The 15,893-nt window shown below is 66.8% G+C and carries 15 protein-coding genes; 11 read left to right on the top strand and 4 right to left on the bottom strand.

The features are described from left to right. The gene (locus tag AC1Q64_RS16755) at window positions 1-1,350 is read right to left on the bottom strand and encodes an SPFH domain-containing protein (RefSeq protein WP_492252119.1); all 1,350 of its coding nucleotides are present in this window, start codon (window positions 1,348-1,350) and stop codon (window positions 1-3) included. A 230-nt stretch (window positions 1,351-1,580) separates the two neighbouring features. On the opposite strand from AC1Q64_RS16755, the gene AC1Q64_RS16750 reads away from it, so the two are divergent. From AC1Q64_RS16750 to AC1Q64_RS16740, 3 genes are all read left to right on the top strand, one after another. Continuing rightward, window positions 1,581-2,279, top strand: coding sequence for a response regulator transcription factor (locus AC1Q64_RS16750; protein WP_492252118.1), 699 nt, complete (start codon window positions 1,581-1,583; stop codon window positions 2,277-2,279). After that, the gene (locus AC1Q64_RS16745; protein ID WP_492252117.1) at window positions 2,276-4,453 is read left to right on the top strand and encodes a sensor histidine kinase; all 2,178 of its coding nucleotides are present in this window, start codon (window positions 2,276-2,278) and stop codon (window positions 4,451-4,453) included. The genes AC1Q64_RS16750 and AC1Q64_RS16745 overlap by 4 nt, the downstream gene beginning before the upstream one ends. A 127-nt stretch (window positions 4,454-4,580) precedes the next feature. Continuing rightward, window positions 4,581-4,973: a hypothetical protein gene (locus tag AC1Q64_RS16740; protein ID WP_492252116.1), complete on the top strand. Its 393-nt coding sequence runs from the start codon at window positions 4,581-4,583 to the stop codon at window positions 4,971-4,973. A 69-nt stretch (window positions 4,974-5,042) separates the two neighbouring features. Here AC1Q64_RS16740 and rpe read toward each other — a convergent pair whose 3' ends face one another. Further along, a complete protein-coding gene (gene rpe, locus AC1Q64_RS16735; RefSeq protein WP_291432779.1) occupies window positions 5,043-5,723 on the bottom strand; it encodes a ribulose-phosphate 3-epimerase in 681 nt (226 codons plus the stop codon). Between the two features lie 89 nt (window positions 5,724-5,812). Between rpe and apaG the strand changes: the two genes are divergently transcribed. From apaG to AC1Q64_RS16715, 4 genes are all read left to right on the top strand, one after another. Next, window positions 5,813-6,220 carry a Co2+/Mg2+ efflux protein ApaG gene (apaG, locus tag AC1Q64_RS16730; RefSeq protein ID WP_291432778.1) on the top strand — a complete coding sequence of 136 codons (408 nt, stop codon included), beginning with the start codon at window positions 5,813-5,815 and terminating at the stop codon, window positions 6,218-6,220. An 82-nt stretch (window positions 6,221-6,302) separates the two neighbouring features. Beyond that, window positions 6,303-8,321: a site-specific recombinase gene (locus AC1Q64_RS16725; protein WP_492252115.1), complete on the top strand. Its 2,019-nt coding sequence runs from the start codon at window positions 6,303-6,305 to the stop codon at window positions 8,319-8,321. A gap of 158 nt (window positions 8,322-8,479) precedes the next feature. Further along, a complete protein-coding gene (locus AC1Q64_RS16720; protein ID WP_291432776.1) occupies window positions 8,480-9,739 on the top strand; it encodes a cation:proton antiporter in 1,260 nt (419 codons plus the stop codon). After that, window positions 9,729-10,853, top strand: a complete 1,125-nt coding sequence (locus AC1Q64_RS16715) for a YbdK family carboxylate-amine ligase (RefSeq protein WP_492252114.1) — start codon at window positions 9,729-9,731, stop codon at window positions 10,851-10,853. The genes AC1Q64_RS16720 and AC1Q64_RS16715 overlap by 11 nt, the downstream gene beginning before the upstream one ends. 24 nt (window positions 10,854-10,877) lie before the next feature. Here AC1Q64_RS16715 and AC1Q64_RS16710 read toward each other — a convergent pair whose 3' ends face one another. Further along, window positions 10,878-11,276 carry a tautomerase family protein gene (locus AC1Q64_RS16710; RefSeq protein ID WP_492252113.1) on the bottom strand — a complete coding sequence of 133 codons (399 nt, stop codon included), beginning with the start codon at window positions 11,274-11,276 and terminating at the stop codon, window positions 10,878-10,880. A gap of 315 nt (window positions 11,277-11,591) precedes the next feature. Here AC1Q64_RS16710 and AC1Q64_RS16705 point away from each other — a divergent pair, with 315 nt between their 5' ends. The 4 genes from AC1Q64_RS16705 (at window position 11,592) to AC1Q64_RS16690 (ending at window position 14,405) form a co-directional block, all read left to right on the top strand. Further along, a complete protein-coding gene (locus AC1Q64_RS16705) occupies window positions 11,592-12,500 on the top strand; it encodes a LysR family transcriptional regulator (RefSeq protein WP_291432773.1) in 909 nt (302 codons plus the stop codon). Window positions 12,501-12,548: 48 nt separating this feature from the next. Next, on the top strand, window positions 12,549-13,523 hold the full coding sequence (gene thiL / locus AC1Q64_RS16700; RefSeq protein WP_492252112.1) for a thiamine-phosphate kinase: 975 nt from the start codon (window positions 12,549-12,551) through the stop codon (window positions 13,521-13,523). Window positions 13,524-13,643: 120 nt separating this feature from the next. Next, the gene (locus tag AC1Q64_RS16695) at window positions 13,644-13,847 is read left to right on the top strand and encodes a YgaP family membrane protein (RefSeq protein WP_492252111.1); all 204 of its coding nucleotides are present in this window, start codon (window positions 13,644-13,646) and stop codon (window positions 13,845-13,847) included. A 6-nt stretch (window positions 13,848-13,853) separates the two neighbouring features. Beyond that, window positions 13,854-14,405, top strand: a complete 552-nt coding sequence (locus AC1Q64_RS16690; RefSeq protein WP_492252110.1) for an RNA polymerase sigma factor — start codon at window positions 13,854-13,856, stop codon at window positions 14,403-14,405. A 23-nt stretch (window positions 14,406-14,428) separates the two neighbouring features. On the opposite strand, the gene AC1Q64_RS16685 is transcribed toward AC1Q64_RS16690, so the two are convergent. Beyond that, entirely contained in the window at window positions 14,429-15,745 is a 1,317-nt protein-coding gene (locus AC1Q64_RS16685; RefSeq protein ID WP_492252109.1) for a ferredoxin reductase family protein, read from the bottom strand. Window positions 15,746-15,893: the final 148 nt, after the last annotated feature.

Below are 15,893 nucleotides of genomic sequence, written 5' to 3'. Positions count from 1 at the left end.
TCACTGCTCCACGGCTTGGGTGGTGGTGGCGTCTTCGGCCACGGCCGCAGCCTGTGCTGCACCGGCCTGGGCATTCCGTTGACCGCCCAGCAGCGCGGCACCGATGAAGTCGCCATTGGTGGGCGGGGGCGCGATGATGACCTGGATCTTGTCCGAGAGCTTGTCGGCCAGCGTCTTCTGAATGAGCAGCGGGTGCCTGGTCACCAGCGCGCCTTCGCGGGCCATTTGCTCGGCATTCACCTTGCCCACGCGGTCCATGCGGTAGGCCTCGGCTTCGGCCAGCTTCTGGCGGGCGTCGGCCTCGCCGTTGGCTTCGATGCGGCGAGCCTGGGCACTGCCCTCAGCGGCTTTGACGCGGGCCACACGTTCAGCTTCAGCTTCGAGCTGGCGCTGTTCGATCTGGCGCTGCTTGAAGGGCAGCACGTGCTTCATGGCCTCTTCCTGGGCCTTGGCGGCAATGACCTGCTCACGCGCGGCGGCTTCGGCGGCCACTTCGCGACGCACCTTGTCGGCGTTGGCGTCCAGCTCGGTTTCCTTCACACGCTTGTCTTTCAGCTCCAGCGTGTAGCGCATTTTTTCGGAGGCCAACTCTTCGGCCAGCAGGCTGTCCATGCCACGGCGGTATTCGGCGGGCAGGTCCACCTTGCCGATCTGCAGGCTGCGCAGCGTCACGCCATCGGCAGCCAGGCGGGCTCGCAGTTCGGTTTCGATGATCTGTGCAATTTCGGCGCGCTTGGACGAGAAGATTTCACGCACCGTGTAGCGGGCAAACACCTTGTAGACCAGGCCCTGCACGGCAGGCTCCACGATGTCGACACCCACGTTGTCGGGCAGGTTGCCGGCCTTGACGGCGGGCGAGTTGGGGTCCAGGGCATAGCGCACGCTAAGGTCCAGCCCCAGCGACAGGCCTTCCACTGACTGCAGCGGCGCGCTGCCCGTGGCCTGGCGCATGGCTTCGGGGCGGTAACTCTGGTCGCGCAGCGAGAACACGCGCACCGTGTGCAGGCCGGGCACCACCCACACGCTGCCATCGCGCCACAGGCTCACGGCACCGGTGAACTGATTCAGGCGCACACCGAGGTCGCCTTGCGCTAAGTGTTGCACCGGCGGATTGCGGTACACCATCAGGCCTGCGGCGGCCACCACAGCGCCAGCGGTCAGCCAGCGCACGGTGCGGGCGGTGGGCAGCAGGTAGGCCCAGTTCAGGTGAGGGGCTTCGGCGCCGCGTGCATCGGCTGCCACAGGGCTTTGCAATTCAGCCTCCAGCAAGGGCTCCGTGCCTGCTTCGGACAAAGGGGTAGAGCGGCGGCCCTTCAGGGTCTGCACGATGCGATTCCAGGTGGCTTTCATGGTGTTTCTCTCTTGGGTTGGTTCGGTGTTGTTGTCGGTTCTGAGCCGCCGCGGTGGCTGGCTCATTGAGGACCGATTGTTCGGATCCACCCCGGAAGCAACAATGCAGCGCGGCCCCCAATGCGCTCACACCGGTCGCACGAACCTTCCGGCCCCGGAAGAAAAACTCACACCACCCAATACGGGCCGCCGGGATAATCCGCCCACCCCTCTACTGCCCCGCCCTGCCCATGACCCGCATTGCCGTGATCGAAGACGACCTGCCCACCAGCAACCAGTTGGCCGGGTGGATACGCAGTGCGAAGAGCGGTATCGTCATCGACCAGTGGTTCACCCGCGACGAGGCCGAGGCCGCGCTGGCCCGCGAGCACTACGACGCCGTGGTGCTCGACATCGAACTGGGCCGCGAGCGCCATGCAGGCGTGGCCCTCCTCAACGCTATCAACAAGCTGCGCCAGGGCACGCCGGTGCTGGTGGTGTCGGCCATGCCTGCGGCCATCTACCGCAGCATCATGAAGGCGCTGGACGCGTGGGACTACCTGCAGAAAACCACGTTCGAAGAGGCAGACTTCATCGAGACCTTTCTCGACATCTTGCGTACCACACAGGCCCAGGCCCCAGCCAGCGCGCCCTCCGCCCCCGTGGGTGATGCACTGGTGCTGGACCCGCTGTGGCAGCGCACCCCCACCTGGCGCGGCGAGCGCATCAACCTGCCGCTCACGGCCCAGCGCATCCTGGCCACGCTGCACCAGCGCAGTGGCGAGGTGGTGTCGTATGACGAACTGTTCGAGGTGGTGAAAAGCGGCCGCAACCGCGACAACGTACGTAAGCATGTGAGCACCATCCGCGAGGCGCTGCGTGAAGTCGATCCTGGGTTTGAGGGAATAGAAAACGTGCCCATGCGCGGGTTCCGCTGGGTCGGCAAATGAAGCGCCTGCTGCGCCGCCCCGCGCTGGAAATGCCTAGACTGGGCCTGCCCGCGTTCCGCCTGCGCATCCTCGTGCGCGGGGTGTTCGTGCTGCTGGCCCTGGCCACGGTGGTGCTGAGCGTGGTGGTGCTCAAGGACGAAAAGGAGCGCGCCTGGCAGGCCTACCAGCATGGGTTTGTGCGCAGCCAGGCAGAGGTCATGGCGCGGCTGCGCCACCCCTCCGGCCAGTTGGCGCTGCTCAATGCCAGCCACCTCGGCCAGGGCGTGACGCCGCTGGCGCCGCTGCTGCTGCCCTATGCGGCCATCGACTTTGACGACCCGCAAAAATCACAGCAAGCCGTGGAGATGGCTGGCTGCTCCGTGCAATACCCCGATGGCGCCTCAGTGTGCGTTGCGATTGGCAACAACCCCTATGCAGGCGGCTTCATCTACCTGGTGGGCAGCTTCTATGCAGGCGAACTGACGCCCCGCGAGCGCGGCGCCTTGGTGCCCGCCGAGGCGCACCGCGCGCGCATCAGCCTCGACATGCGCGGTGCCACCTACCGCTGGATTGCGCCGTATGAGGCCATGCCCCCACAAGGCAGCGCGGCCGTGCGCGGGCGCCTGACGGGGTTTGTGGACAACGGCACGCCGCAGCTCGAAGCCCGCGCGCGGCCGGTGCGCGACTTTCGCGGCTGGCTGTGGCAAAACGGCCAGTGCCGCGACCTGCCGCCCCCATCGGTGCAACAACCCACTAGCGGGGCCGCCATCACCTCCGACTGCCTGCGCCGCACCCACTACTCCATCCGCCTGCCGGTCGAACTGTTCCGCGAAGCCCTGTTCCGCAAGGACGAGCGCCTGGTCTGGCCGCCGGAAGACCTGGGGCAGCTGCGTGTGCGAGTGGAGATGCTGGCGCCGGGCGAGGACACCAAACCGCTGTTCGACAGCGACGCACCCGGCGCGCAGCTGGCCGCATCGCTGGGAGACCTCTCGCGCAGCCTGTTGCCGGGCGAGCGTGTGCAGATCCGCAAGCTGGGCAGTGACGAAGCCAGCGCCATCACCCTCAAGGGCGTCGAAGTGCAGGCCGATCCATCTGCCCCTTGGCTCCTGCGCCTGATCCGCTGGCTGCCGCTGGAGGCCGCAGGTGTGGGCCCGGCAGCAGCCACGCCCGCCGCCCCCACGGCCCTGGACATTCTGGACACGCCCACCGGCAACTACGTGGTCAACTTCACCGGCCACCTGCGCGGCGTGGAGCAAGGCCTGGCCGCTGTGGCCACGCGCCTGTCGTGGTACCTGGGTGCCATGCTGGGCGCCATTGCGCTGACCTGGCTGGTGGTCGAGGTGGGCCTGATCCGCCGCGTGACGGCCCTGACCCGCCGCGCCGCCGCCGTGTCGTACAACGTGCAGCCTGGCCACACCGGCCCCCGGCTGGGCGGCCTGGATGTGTCGGACCTGCGCGGCTCGGACGAGCTGGGCATCCTGGCCGGTGGCTTGGCCGACCTGCTGCAGCGCGTGAAGGACGACCTGCAGCGCGAGCAGCTGCGCGCCCAGCAAGAGCGCGACATGTGGCACGCCGTGGGGCACGAGATCATGTCGCCCCTGCAGTCGCTGATGGCACTGAACGGCCCGCAAGACCCTGGCCACCGCTATGTGCAGCGCATGCAGCAGGCCATCCACGTGCTGTACGGCACCGCATCGCCCGCCGAGGCGCTGCAAGCCGCCGATGTGCCCGAGGGGCGGCTGGACCTGGATTCCTTCTTGCGCAACGTGGCGGACAACGCGCACTTTGCGGGCATTCTGGGTGTGAAGTACACGCCAAGCACCACCCGCCCTGGCCCTGTCATCGTGCGAGCCGACGAGTTTGCGCTCGAAGACGTGGTGACCCATATCCTGCGCAATGCCGACCGCTACCGCCCCACGGGCAGCGCCATTACGCTGACGCTGACGGCGTCAGAATCCACCGCCAGCGCCACGCTGCACAACCAGGGATCGACGATTGCCGACGACCTGCTGGAGCGGATATTCGAACTGGGCGTATCCGACCCCGACAGCCCCACCCCGATGGGCGAGGGCGAGCACCGGGGCCAGGGCCTGTTTGTGGCCAAAACCTACATGGCCAAGATGGGTGGCACCATCAATGCGCGCAATATGTCCGATGGCGTGGCATTCGTCCTGACGTTTCAGCGCCTGGGCTGACCAGGCACAAGACGCGCAACCCGCGCACGGGCAAGGGCGGCGCTGTCCGACAGGGGCACATCGTCACGGGACCTACCCTGCTGGCATAGGTTCAGACCTTCGTCTGCCATTGCCTCAGGAGCCCTCCATGAAACGCTTTTCCTTTGCCAGTCCCGTCTTCACCGCTGCCTTGCTGCTGGCCTGCACGGGCGCATCCGCACAAACTCCACCGCAGGACGCGCGGGCACGCTACGAGCAGGAGCGGGAAAAGTGCATGACCAACAACACCCAGGACAGCCTGGCCACCTGTCTGCGCGAGGCCAACAACGCACTGGACGCTTCGCGCAAGGGTGATCTGAGTAACCCTGGAGCCGCCGCCACCAACAACGCCACCCAGCGTTGCGCAGCGTTCCAGACGGCTGCCGACCAGGCGGATTGCATGCGCCGCGTGCAAAGCAGCCCGGCGAGTGGCTCGGTATCCGGCGGCGGCGTGCTGCGCGAATCGACCACGACCACCATCACCGTGCCTGCGCAACAGTAACCAGACCTCCAGTCAGGCCCGGTCTGTCACAGAGGCAGCAGCGCCAAGTCTTCGCGGCGGCCCGTGCGATCAGCCCAAGGCCACACGCATCGCGTCGATCACACCCCGGTAGTCCGGTTTGCCAAAGATGGCACTGCCTGCGACAAAGGTGTCTGCGCCCGCATCGGCCACACGGCGGATGTTGTCGGTCTTGATGCCGCCATCGACTTCCAGACGAATGTCCTTGCCAGAAGCATCAATGCGCTTGCGCACGGCTTCGATCTTGCGCAGCGCGGAGTCAATGAAACTCTGGCCGCCAAAGCCGGGGTTCACGCTCATGATCAGGATGAGGTCGATGTCGTCGATCACCCAGTCCAGCACGTCCAGCGGCTCGGCCGGGTTGAACACCAGGCCCGGCTTGACGCCCTTGGACCGGATAGCCTGAATGCTTCGGTGCACATGGCCCGAGGCATCGGGGTGGAAGCTGATGTAGTCAGCCCCCGCGTCTGCAAAGGCAGCGGCCAGGGCGTCCACGGGCTGGATCATCAGATGCACATCAATCGGCACGGCCACGCCCGTTGCCGTTTTGGCGTGAGGCTTCAAGGCCTGGCAGACCATGGGGCCAAAAGTCAGGTTGGGCACGTAATGGTTATCCATCACGTCAAAGTGGATCCAGTCGGCGCCAGCGGCAATGACATTGCCCACTTCCTCGCCCAGGCGGGCAAAGTCGGCGGAAAGGATGGAGGGGGCGATTCGGAATGTGCGGCTCATCCCCCGATTGTCGCAAAGCGCAGAACCATTGGTGGTTTTGACGCCTGGGAGTTGCCCACACAAGGGGCGGCACGGTTACCATGCGGCCCATGCCAAAGTACCAGTTTGACGTGGAAGTACTGCCCGAATACCTGCCCGAGCAGTCTGCGCCGGACACGGGGGTGTTCAGCTTCTCCTACACCATCACCATCACCAACACGGGCGACAAGCCCGCCCAGTTGATCTCGCGCCACTGGATCATCAGCGACGCCCGCGGCCATACGGAAGAGGTCAAGGGCCTGGGCGTGGTGGGACAGCAACCCTTGCTCAAGCCGGGCGAGTCGTTCCAGTACACCAGTGGCTGCAGGCTGCGCACCTCCAGTGGCACCATGCATGGAACCTTCCATTGCGTTGCCGAAGACGGCGAGCCTTTCAACACCCCGGTGCCCTTGTTTGTGCTGGAGGCGATCAGCCACGGCCCGTCTGGCGAACCCCTGAGCGGCCGGGTGCTGCATTGAAGAACCATTCCCACAGCCCCCACCCTTCCATGAGACCGCTATCCATCGGATGGGCTGCTTTTCCTATGGGGGCAGGCCACCTATGAAAAATTCCGCCGAGCCCAAAGACCTGGCCCACCTGCTGGCGGCGCTGGACCCTGCCGCCGACCTGGCCCATCGCCACCTGTGGCTCATCCACCTGCTGGACTGGGTGCGCGGCAAGCGTGATTCCGTGCCCGCCGCTGTGGGCCGGGTGCAGCTTTTCATCGATGCGGTCGCGGCGCGGCCCGATATCCAGCAGCGGCTGCAGGCCTGGTGGGCGACGCTGGTGGACCAGGTGGACATCACCACCTTGCTGGCGGACTTTGGCTTTGCCCCCCGCACTGCCCTGGTCAGCGAGGTGGCCGAGCGCCTGCGCACCAAGCTGCTGCCCGGCAGCCCCGAAACCATCGATGCCTCAGAGCTTTTCATGCTGGCACTGCCCAGCGCCTTTGATGCCCAATGGCTGACGGCACTGGACGAAGCCACGCTGAATCGGCTGGTGATGCTGCTGGCCCAGAACGGCACGGGCGAAAGCCCAGGCGGCGCCACGCGCTGGCACAAGGCCCTGCTTGACGCCATCACCTACTGCGCGGGGCAAATCCTCTCGACCGGCTTTGCGCCCGAGTTGCGGCTGCGCATGAGCGAGTCCGCGCGCGAGGCACAGCCCTTCCACGCACTCATCCGCGACGTGGAAAGCCTTCGTGTGGAAGTGCTGCACGCCCTGCGCACCCCCGACCGGCTGGACGCATCCGCCCAGCGCCTGCGCGAACGCCTGGAGGCCTGCCGCGCGGCGGCGGCCACCGTGTATGCGCATTTCGAGGACAACGGCATTTCGGTGGGGCTGGTGTTCCGGCTGCGGCAGCTGCGCGAGCGCATCCTGCGAGTGCGGGTGCTGCTCGACTGCCTGCTGTCTGCACAGCCAGCCCTCACAGCGGCGCAGCTCATGGCGCAGCTGGTGATGGTGGGACAAGAGCGGCGCAGCCTGCGCGCGCTGCTGGCGTCCAACTCGTCGCTGCTGGCAGCCAAGGTGGCGGAGCGCAGCGCTGAAACAGGCGAGCACTACATCACCCGCACCAGCGCCGAATACCGCTCCATGCTGCGCAAGGCGGCCGGTGGCGGTGCGTTGATGGCCTTCACCACGCTGGCCAAATTTGGCCTGTATGCGCTGGCACTATCGGCCTTCTGGGGTGGTTTCATGGCAGGCATCAACTACGCCGTGAGCTTTGTGCTGATCCAGCTGCTGCACTTCACGGTGGCCACAAAACAACCAGCCATGACGGCGCCAGCCATGGCAGCCAAGCTCAAGGAGCTGGGCACCGGCGATGCCATCGAGTCGTTCGTGGACGAAATCACGCACCTGGTGCGCTCACAGGTTGCCGCCGTGCTGGGCAATGTGCTGGTGGTATTCCCGGCCGTGCTGGCGCTGGCCGCGCTGATTGCGCTGGCCACCGGCGGCCCGGCCATCAGCGAGAAACAGGCTGAGCATGTGTTCGAGTCCCTGCATTTGCTAGGGCCGTCGCTGTTCTTTGCCGCCTTCACCGGGGTGCTGCTGTTTGCGTCCAGCATCATCGCGGGCTGGACGGAGAACTGGTTTGTGCTGCACCGCATGGACTCGGCCCTGCACTACAACCCGAGCATCACCGGGCTATTGGGTACCGAGCGTGCCGCGCGCTGGGCACGGTTCCTGCGCGAGAACCTGTCGGGCTTTGCGGCGAATATCTCGCTAGGCTTCATGCTGGGCCTGGTGCCTGCGTTTGCTGCGTTCTTCGGTCTGGGGCTGGACGTGCGGCACGTCACGCTGTCTACAGGTCAGGTGGCGGCCGCCAGTGCCACGCTGGGCCTGCAGGTGCTGCAGTTACCCGCATTCTGGTGGGCGGTGGCCTCGCTCCCGTTCCTGGGCGCACTGAATGTGTCGGTGAGCTTTTACCTGGCCTTCAGCCTGGCGCTGCGTGCACAGAACGTGAGTGGCGTGGACCGATCGCACATCTATGCCGCCATCCGCGCCCGCCTGCGTACCGCGCCTCTGAGCTTTTTTGTGCCCGAGCGGCGGCCGCCGTTGGCGACAACCGCACAGGGCTGAGGCGAAACCGCCGCCTCTGTCCTACAAGGGTGGAGTGTGTCCCCCTGTAAATTCGAGGGCCCAACGCCCCAGCGCACCCCGTCCCAACTGCGGAGGGCCTGTGCGCCGGGGCCTCCACTCCAACGGGCAGCGCCCGTCTGACGCAGAGGTCCGATGACATGAATGAAATCCTGAGCTTTTGGGCGCAGTGGCTGCGCCCCTCGGCCGGGCTGCCCACGGTGCAATGGTCACTGCTGCTGGCGGTGGCCGCCATGGCAGGCTATCTCACCCAACGCCACACCGGCCTGCCCAAGGTGGTGGGCTATTCGCTGGTGGGTACAGCAGCGGGCCTGGCGGGCTTCAGCGGCGCTGTCTGGCCGCTGCAGGGCATTGGCCTGTTCCTTCTGGAGCTGGGCGTGGCCATTGTGCTGTTTGAATGCGGCGGCCGCATTCCGCTGCGCTGGTTCCGCCACAACCCCATGGTGCTGGTGCAGAGCATTGCTGAATCCGTGCTGACCTATTTCGCGGTGTACTGGGTGCTGGTGTGGCTGCAGCTGCCCACCCAGGCAGCAGGCCCACTGGCACTGGTGGCGCTGGCGGCATCTCCTGCAGTGCTGACCCGTGTGGTGGCCGACACCCGTGCCGCCGGCCCGGTGACCGAACGCGCCATTGTGCTCACCACGCTCTCCACGCTGTATGCCCTGACGCTGGGCAGCGCCAAGGCAGAACTCATCAACCGCCAGAGCCTCACGGTGCTGGAGGCCGTGTCGCCCGTGGTGGTGGTGCTGGGCGTATCGATTGTGGTGGCCGCCGTACTGGCCCTGGTGCTGCGCATGGCGCTGCGCTTCATGAGCCCCACCAGCGAAAACACCTCCATGCTGTTTCTGGCCCTGGTGGCTGCAGGCACGGCGGTGGCGGCACACATGGGTGGCTCGGCACCGCTGGCCGCACTGCTGGGGGGCATGCTGCTCAAGCAGCTCAACCCCCGCCCCTGGGCCTGGCCACGGCAGCTGGGCAATGCATCGTCCCTGCTCACCATGCTGATGTTCGTGCTGGTGTCCACCGTGGCGGCGCAGGCCGACTGGAGTGCGCCGGTGGTCGGTGTGGTGCTGGCACTGATCGCCGTGCGCCTGCTGGCCAAGGCCACCGGCGTGGCGCTGGGCAATGTGGGCAGCGGCGCCAGCTGGAAGCAGGCGCTGTGGGTGGGCTGCGCGATGACGCCGATGTCGTCCATCGCCTTGCTGATTGCCTCGCAGTTCGTGCTCGCATCGCCTTCGACCGGCCATGTGATTGCCGGTGTGGCGCTTCCCGCCATCTTGCTGATGGAAGTGTTTGGTGCCGTCATTGCCACCGTGGCCATTTACCGTGCGGGCGAAAGCTCCAAACCCTGGGCGCCCCTGACCCGCAGCAACAACGGAGATTCCCCCCGTGAGTCTTGAAGCCTTTACCCATTCCGAGCCGCTGACGCTGGGCGTCGAGCTGGAGCTGCAGCTGGTCAACACCAACGACTACGACCTGGCGCCCTACGCCGAGGACATGCTGCGCCTCATGAAGAAAACCCCGCTGCCCGGCAGCGTGGTGCCCGAGATGACGAACAGCATGATCGAAATCTCCACCGGCATCTGCCACTCGGCCAGCGAGGTGCTGGGCCAGCTCACGCCCATCCGCGATGCGCTGGTCAAGAGCGCAGACAAGCTCAACATTGCCGTGGTGGGTGGCGGCACGCACCCGTTCCAGCAGTGGCACGAGCGCCGCATCTACGACAAGCCGCGCTTTCGCGAGCTGTCGGAGCTGTATGGCTACCTGTCCAAGCAGTTCACCATCTTCGGCCAGCATGTGCACATCGGCTGCCCTGACGCGAACGCCGCGCTGCTGATGCTGCACCGCATGAGCCGCTACATCCCGCACTTCATTGCACTGTCGGCATCGAGCCCTTATGTGCAGGGCCAGGACACGGCATTTGATTCGGCACGCCTGAACTCGGTGTTTGCCTTTCCGCTGTCCGGTCGCGCCCCGTTTGCGCTGACCTGGGACGACTTCACGACCTACTTCAACAAGATGACGCGCACCGGGGTGGTCAAGAGCATGAAGGACTTCTACTGGGACATCCGCCCCAAGCCCGAGTTCGGCACCATCGAGATCCGCGTGTTCGACACACCCCTGACCATCGAGCGCGCCGCCGCCCTCGCGGGCTATGTGCAGTCGCTGGGCGCATGGTTCCTGGCCGACCAGCCTTTCATGCCTGAAGAAGACGACTACCTCGTGTACACCTACAACCGCTTCCAGGCCTGCCGTTTTGGCATGGACGCGGTGTACGTAGACCCGGCCACGGGCGACCACATGCCGCTGCGCGAGCACATCCTGCGCACCATGGACAAGATCGCCGGGCACGCCGCCGTGCAGGGGGCATCCAGCGCCATGCACATGCTGCGCACGGAGGTCGAGGCGGGCCAGAACGATGCCCGCTGGCTGCGCCAGCGCCAGAGCGAAGAGCAGTTGCTGGCCGAGGTAAGCCGCCAGGCGGCGCAGCGTTTTCGCGGCGCGGCGGCCTAGGGAGCCCCGCGCGCGCTTGCCACCTCACCCCGCCAGCGCCAGCTTGCGCGCCTGCTGCGTGCGCCCGCCATAGCCCCAGTCGCTGGCGGGCAGCTCCCGCACCACCACATAGCTGGCCGTAGCCAGCACGCCGTCACCGGCCAGTTGGCGCTGCAGCTCAGCGAACGCGGCAGCGATGAAGGCGGCCTTCTCCTCCTCGGTGTTTGTGCCCTCGGTGATGCTGATCTCCAGCAAGGCCGTCGGCTGTGCCACGGGGGCACCACCAATGTGCCAACGCGCGCCGGGCAGGTCGTCAATGATCACAGCAGTCACCTCGCGACGTTTGCGCAACAGCTGGACCGTGAGGTCGGTGAGTGCGCTGGCCAGCGTCTGGTAGCGCTCGGGGTTTTGCAGCGGAGACAGTTTCAGAACAAGGGTTGGCATGGTGTGGGGGCCTCCGGAGTGGCTTGGGTCGTGGGCGCGGACGGGGTCCGCAGTGAGTGGAAAACCCGGCGGCTCATGCGCACAATCCCCCGCACCACCCAGGCTTGGGCTTCACGAATCGCCTCCTGACGCAACTGCACGGCGTGGCGCTGGGCCGCGTCGCGCAGACGCTGATAGTCGTCAGGGTACAGGTGGGGGGCCATGGCATTCCTTTCAGGGTGAGGCCACTGTAGGCAGCACAGCGCACAGCGGAAACCGCAGCCCATACAAGACTGTTTTGCGCCGGGCGCAAAGCCCCGCCGTTACCATCGCCCGATGCGCGACATCCGCTTTGAAGACATGCACCTGTTCGCCCGCGTGGCCGACCTGGGTTCGCTGTCGGCCGTGGCCCGCGAGCGCGATGCGCCTGTGAGCCAGGTCTCGCGCACCCTGGCGCGCATCGAGAAAGCCTGTGGCGCGCGGCTGCTGCACCGCACCACCCATGGCCTCACGCTCACGGCCGAGGGGCAGACGTTTCTGGACTACTGCCGCCGCATCACCAGTACGCTTGACGAGCTGGAGGGCGAGTTCGCCCAACAAAGCGGCCAGCCCAGCGGCTGGGTGCGCGTGGCGTCCAGTTCGGTGGTGGCCGAACACTTGCTGATCCCCAGCTTTGACAGCCTGCAGCAAAAACACCCGCAACTGCGCGTGGAACTGGTGGTGGACGACCGCATGGCCGACATGGCACGTGATGGCATCGACATTGCCATCCGCACCGGCCCGCCGCAGACCGACACCGTGGTGGCGCGCCCGCTGGGCACGCTGGCCCGCGCCCTGTACGCCACACCCGGCTACCTGCAGACGCACGGCGTGCCACGGCACATCGACGATCTACGCCAGCACCGGCTCATCACCAACAGCGCGGTGGCGTTTCTGAACCACTGGCCTTTCCAGATCGATGACGAACCCCACGTGCTGGTGGCCGAGGGCCAATGGCGCTCGGGCAGCACGGCCATCACCGCGCGGCTGGCGCTGCAGGGCCTGGGCATTGCGCGCCTGGCCACGGTGGTGGCGGAGCCCCTGGTGCGCCAGGGCCTGCTGACCGCGGTGCTGGCCAACTGCGTGGACCCGCAGCCCAGCACCATTCACGCGATCACCCTCACCCGCAGGCACCGGCTGCCCAAGATCCAGGCCTGCATCGACCACTGGGCGGCGTGGTTTTCTCAGACAGAAAGCAATACCTGATGCCTTTGACCTTTTTGACCTTTTTTTCTTGGATCACCAGGCAGCGCCATGGGTGAGTTCGACCTGATCGCCCGCTACTTCACGCGCCCCGTTCGCAAGGCTGCACTGGGTGTGGGCGACGACTGCGCGCTGCTGGCGCCCACCCCCGGCATGCAACTGGCCATCTCCAGCGACATGCTGGTGGAGGGCCGCCACTTCTTTGCCGACGTGGACCCCGAAGCCCTGGGCCACAAGGCGCTGGCCGTGAACCTGTCGGACCTGGCGGCGTGTGGTGCCAAACCGCTCGCGTTCACCCTGGCCCTGTCGCTGCCTCGGGTGGATGAGGCCTGGCTGGCAGGCTTCTCGCGCGGGCTGCTGGCGCTGGCCGATGCCCATGGCTGCGAGCTGGTGGGCGGCGACACCACGCAAGGCCCGCTCAACATCTGCATCACCGTGTTTGGCGAGGTACCCACCGGCCAGGCCCTGCTGCGCAGCCGCGCACAGCCCGGCGACGACATCTATGTGAGTGGCACGCTGGGCGACGCCCGGCTGGCGCTGGAGGCGCTGCTCGGCCACATCGCCCTGCCCGCCGAGGTGATGGCCCGCGCCCGCCTGCGGCTGGAGCGCCCCACCCCGCGCGTGGCCCTGGGCCTGGCCCTGCGCGGCGTGGCCACCAGCGCCATGGATGTGAGCGACGGGCTGCTGGGCGACCTGTCGCACATCCTCCAAGCCTCGGGGGCAGGGGCCTGTATCGACACCTCCAAAACTATACTTTTGATAGCAGAAGAGGCATATTCGACTAGCGCAACCGGCCCATTGGACCCTGAACTGGTCCACCAATGCACCTTGGCGGGCGGTGACGACTACGAGCTGGCCTTCACCGCCCCGCCCGCGCAGCGTGACGCGGTGGCCGCCTCGGCGCAGGCCAGCGGTACGCCCGTCACCCGCATTGGTACCGTGCTGGCTGAGCCAGGCCTGAAGCTGGTGGACGCGCAGGGGCAGGCGGTGGAGAACCGTTACGCATCGTTCGACCATTTCCGGTGACGGGTGGTGGCAGGAAAAAATTTTTTGCAACCCATGAATCCTTTTGCGCAACCAGCCGCTCTTGGTAGGGAAGGCGCCCTGTGCCGGCGCCTTCATTTCCCCACCAAGGAGTTTTTCACCATGCTGTACCGCAAGAACATCACCCGCCCCGAAAGCCTGCTGCGCGTTGCAGGGGGCGTCACCCTCATCGCCGCAGGCCTGTGGTGGATGTCCGCATCGCCCCTGGGCCTGGCATTGGCCGCCTCGGGCGTTGGCAGCATCCTGAGCGGCGCCTTTGGCTACTGCCCCGCCTGTGCCATGGTGGGCCGCAAGCCTGTCGAGTGACCGCCCATGGCCACCACCCACCCAGCCCCCACCGTGGCCCAGCTGCTGCCCGCCGCACGCAGCGGTGACGCGGCCGCCATGGAGCAGCTGCTGCGCCTCACCCGTCCCGACATCCGCCGCTATGCGCTGCGCCACTGCGCCGGCACCACAGCGACGGACGACGTGGTGCAGGAGGCGCTCATCATCGTGTACCGCCGCGTGGGCGCGCTGCGCGAGGTGGCGGCGTTCGGCGGGTGGGTGGTGCGCATCGTGCAGCGGCTGTGCATGCAGCCCATGCTGGCCTGGCTTAAGGGCGAGCCGCTGGCACAGGTGGAAGACAACCTCGCCTGGTCGCACCGCCCCGACCACGAACTGCGCCATGACCTGGCCCTGGCCATCGACTCGCTGCCACCCCTGTACCGCGAGGCCTTGCTGATGCGCGACTTCGAGGAGCTGACCATCGAGGAGATGGCGCAGCGGCTGGGTGTGACGCGCGAGGCGGCCAAAAGCCGCCTGCACCGCGCGCGGGCCCTGGTGCGGGAGTACCTGGCACCCACGGACGGCACCGGCACCACATAGCGCTGCGGCGCGGAGAACCCGCCTCAGCGCATCTGGAACAGCTCCTGGTGAAAGCGCGCAGGCGAGCGCCCCAGCTGCTCCATGCCTTGGCGCACCACCTCGGCAAAACCCTGCGGCCCGCAGAACCACACACTCGCCGCCTGGCTGGTGCCCGCCAGCAGCGCTGTGGGAGTCACGGGCCCTGCATCGTCGCTGTAGTGGATCTCCAGCGTCACGCTGGGCAAGCGGGCACACAGTGCAGCCATGCGCTCGGCAAACACGGCCTCGCCCGCATGGCGCACACAGTAGTGCAGGTGCACCCGGGGCGCCAGCGCGGGCGTGGACTGCATCGACTCCAGCCAGGCCATGAACGGCGTGGCGCCAATGCCTGCGGCGATCCACACCTGCTCGGTGGCGCTGTCGCTGCGAAAGTCAAAGCAGCCGTACGGCCCCTCGATGCTCACCTGCTGCCCGGGACGGACATGCAGGGGCAACTGGCTCGTGTGGTCGCCCAGCGCCTTGATCGCAAACCGCAGCACGCCGTCGCCCTGGTCGGCATTGAGCAGGGTGAAGGGGTGCGCCCCCTCGGCACGGCCAAAGGTGACAAACGCAAACTGACCGGCCGCATGCTTCCAGCCACTGGCGGGGCTGACCTGGCAGATCACTTCCAGCACCCCAGCCCCTTGGGGCGACACGCTCACCACACGGGCTGCATGGCGGCGGCGGCGCCCGATGGCCCCGGCCAGCGAGCGCACGGCGCACAGCACCCCCACCAGCGTGCACAGGCCCACCAGCACACCCGCAGGCTGCGGCCACCAAGCAGGCGGCGTGAGCACTACAGCATGGAAGGCCAGCACCAGGTACACCACGGCCAGCAGCTTGTGCAGGTAGCGCCACACGTGGTACGGAAACCGCTGCCACAGCGTGATGACCAGCATGGCCGCGAGGAACCACACCGCCCATTCCCCCATCCCCTCGGCCAGGTGGCGGAAGGTGTTGAGCCACCAGTCCGCGCGCGGCGCGCGCACCGGGCGGCCCACCCAGTCGGCCAGCAGGCTGCGCGAGAGTTGCAGCCCGTAGTGCGCCAACCCCAGCACAATCGCGCCAATGCCCGCCCACTTGTGCAGGCGGTAGCTCTTATCCAGGCCGTCCAGCGGCTTTTCCAGCCACGCGGGCCGCACGGCCAGCACCATGATCAGCGACATGAGTGCCCAGGCCGATACCCCGGTGAGCAGAATCAGCTGGTTGCGCCACCACCAGACATCGGCCCACGCGGGCGGGGCAGGCTGGGGCACGATCAAAGCCAACATCCACACGCCGATGGCCACCGCCAAAGTGCCTCCCAAAACCTTCTTCCACATCACCAGTCCCAACCATTTGTTGCAATGCAGCAAATATAGAAACCTGCAATGAACGCCACCTGAACGGCGTGTGAAGCAGCGGCAAAGCGCGCCAGCTTGTGGCCGGAGGTTGATCTGCATCAGCCCGCTACGCGGGCACCGACCTCCC

It is taken from the genome of Acidovorax sp. GW835-FHT14G06 (assembly GCF_058793595.1).
This window is presented reverse-complemented; position numbering and strand designations above follow the sequence as displayed.

Bases quoted from the DNA above. Each gene is read 5' to 3' on its own strand.
- AC1Q64_RS16755 (WP_492252119.1), bottom strand. From the start codon at position 1,350: ATGAAAGCCACCTGGAATCGCATCGTGCAGACCCTGAAGGGCCGCCGC.
- AC1Q64_RS16750 (WP_492252118.1), top strand. From the start codon at position 1,581: ATGACCCGCATTGCCGTGATCGAAGACGACCTGCCCACCAGCAACCAG.
- AC1Q64_RS16745 (WP_492252117.1), top strand. From the start codon at position 2,276: ATGAAGCGCCTGCTGCGCCGCCCCGCGCTGGAAATGCCTAGACTGGGC.
- AC1Q64_RS16740 (WP_492252116.1), top strand. From the start codon at position 4,581: ATGAAACGCTTTTCCTTTGCCAGTCCCGTCTTCACCGCTGCCTTGCTG.
- rpe (WP_291432779.1), bottom strand. From the start codon at position 5,723: ATGAGCCGCACATTCCGAATCGCCCCCTCCATCCTTTCCGCCGACTTT.
- apaG (WP_291432778.1), top strand. From the start codon at position 5,813: ATGCCAAAGTACCAGTTTGACGTGGAAGTACTGCCCGAATACCTGCCC.
- AC1Q64_RS16725 (WP_492252115.1), top strand. From the start codon at position 6,303: ATGAAAAATTCCGCCGAGCCCAAAGACCTGGCCCACCTGCTGGCGGCG.
- AC1Q64_RS16720 (WP_291432776.1), top strand. From the start codon at position 8,480: ATGAATGAAATCCTGAGCTTTTGGGCGCAGTGGCTGCGCCCCTCGGCC.
- AC1Q64_RS16710 (WP_492252113.1), bottom strand. From the start codon at position 11,276: ATGCCAACCCTTGTTCTGAAACTGTCTCCGCTGCAAAACCCCGAGCGC.
- AC1Q64_RS16705 (WP_291432773.1), top strand. From the start codon at position 11,592: ATGCGCGACATCCGCTTTGAAGACATGCACCTGTTCGCCCGCGTGGCC.
- thiL (WP_492252112.1), top strand. From the start codon at position 12,549: ATGGGTGAGTTCGACCTGATCGCCCGCTACTTCACGCGCCCCGTTCGC.
- AC1Q64_RS16695 (WP_492252111.1), top strand. From the start codon at position 13,644: ATGCTGTACCGCAAGAACATCACCCGCCCCGAAAGCCTGCTGCGCGTT.
- AC1Q64_RS16690 (WP_492252110.1), top strand. From the start codon at position 13,854: ATGGCCACCACCCACCCAGCCCCCACCGTGGCCCAGCTGCTGCCCGCC.
- AC1Q64_RS16685 (WP_492252109.1), bottom strand. From the start codon at position 15,745: ATGTGGAAGAAGGTTTTGGGAGGCACTTTGGCGGTGGCCATCGGCGTG.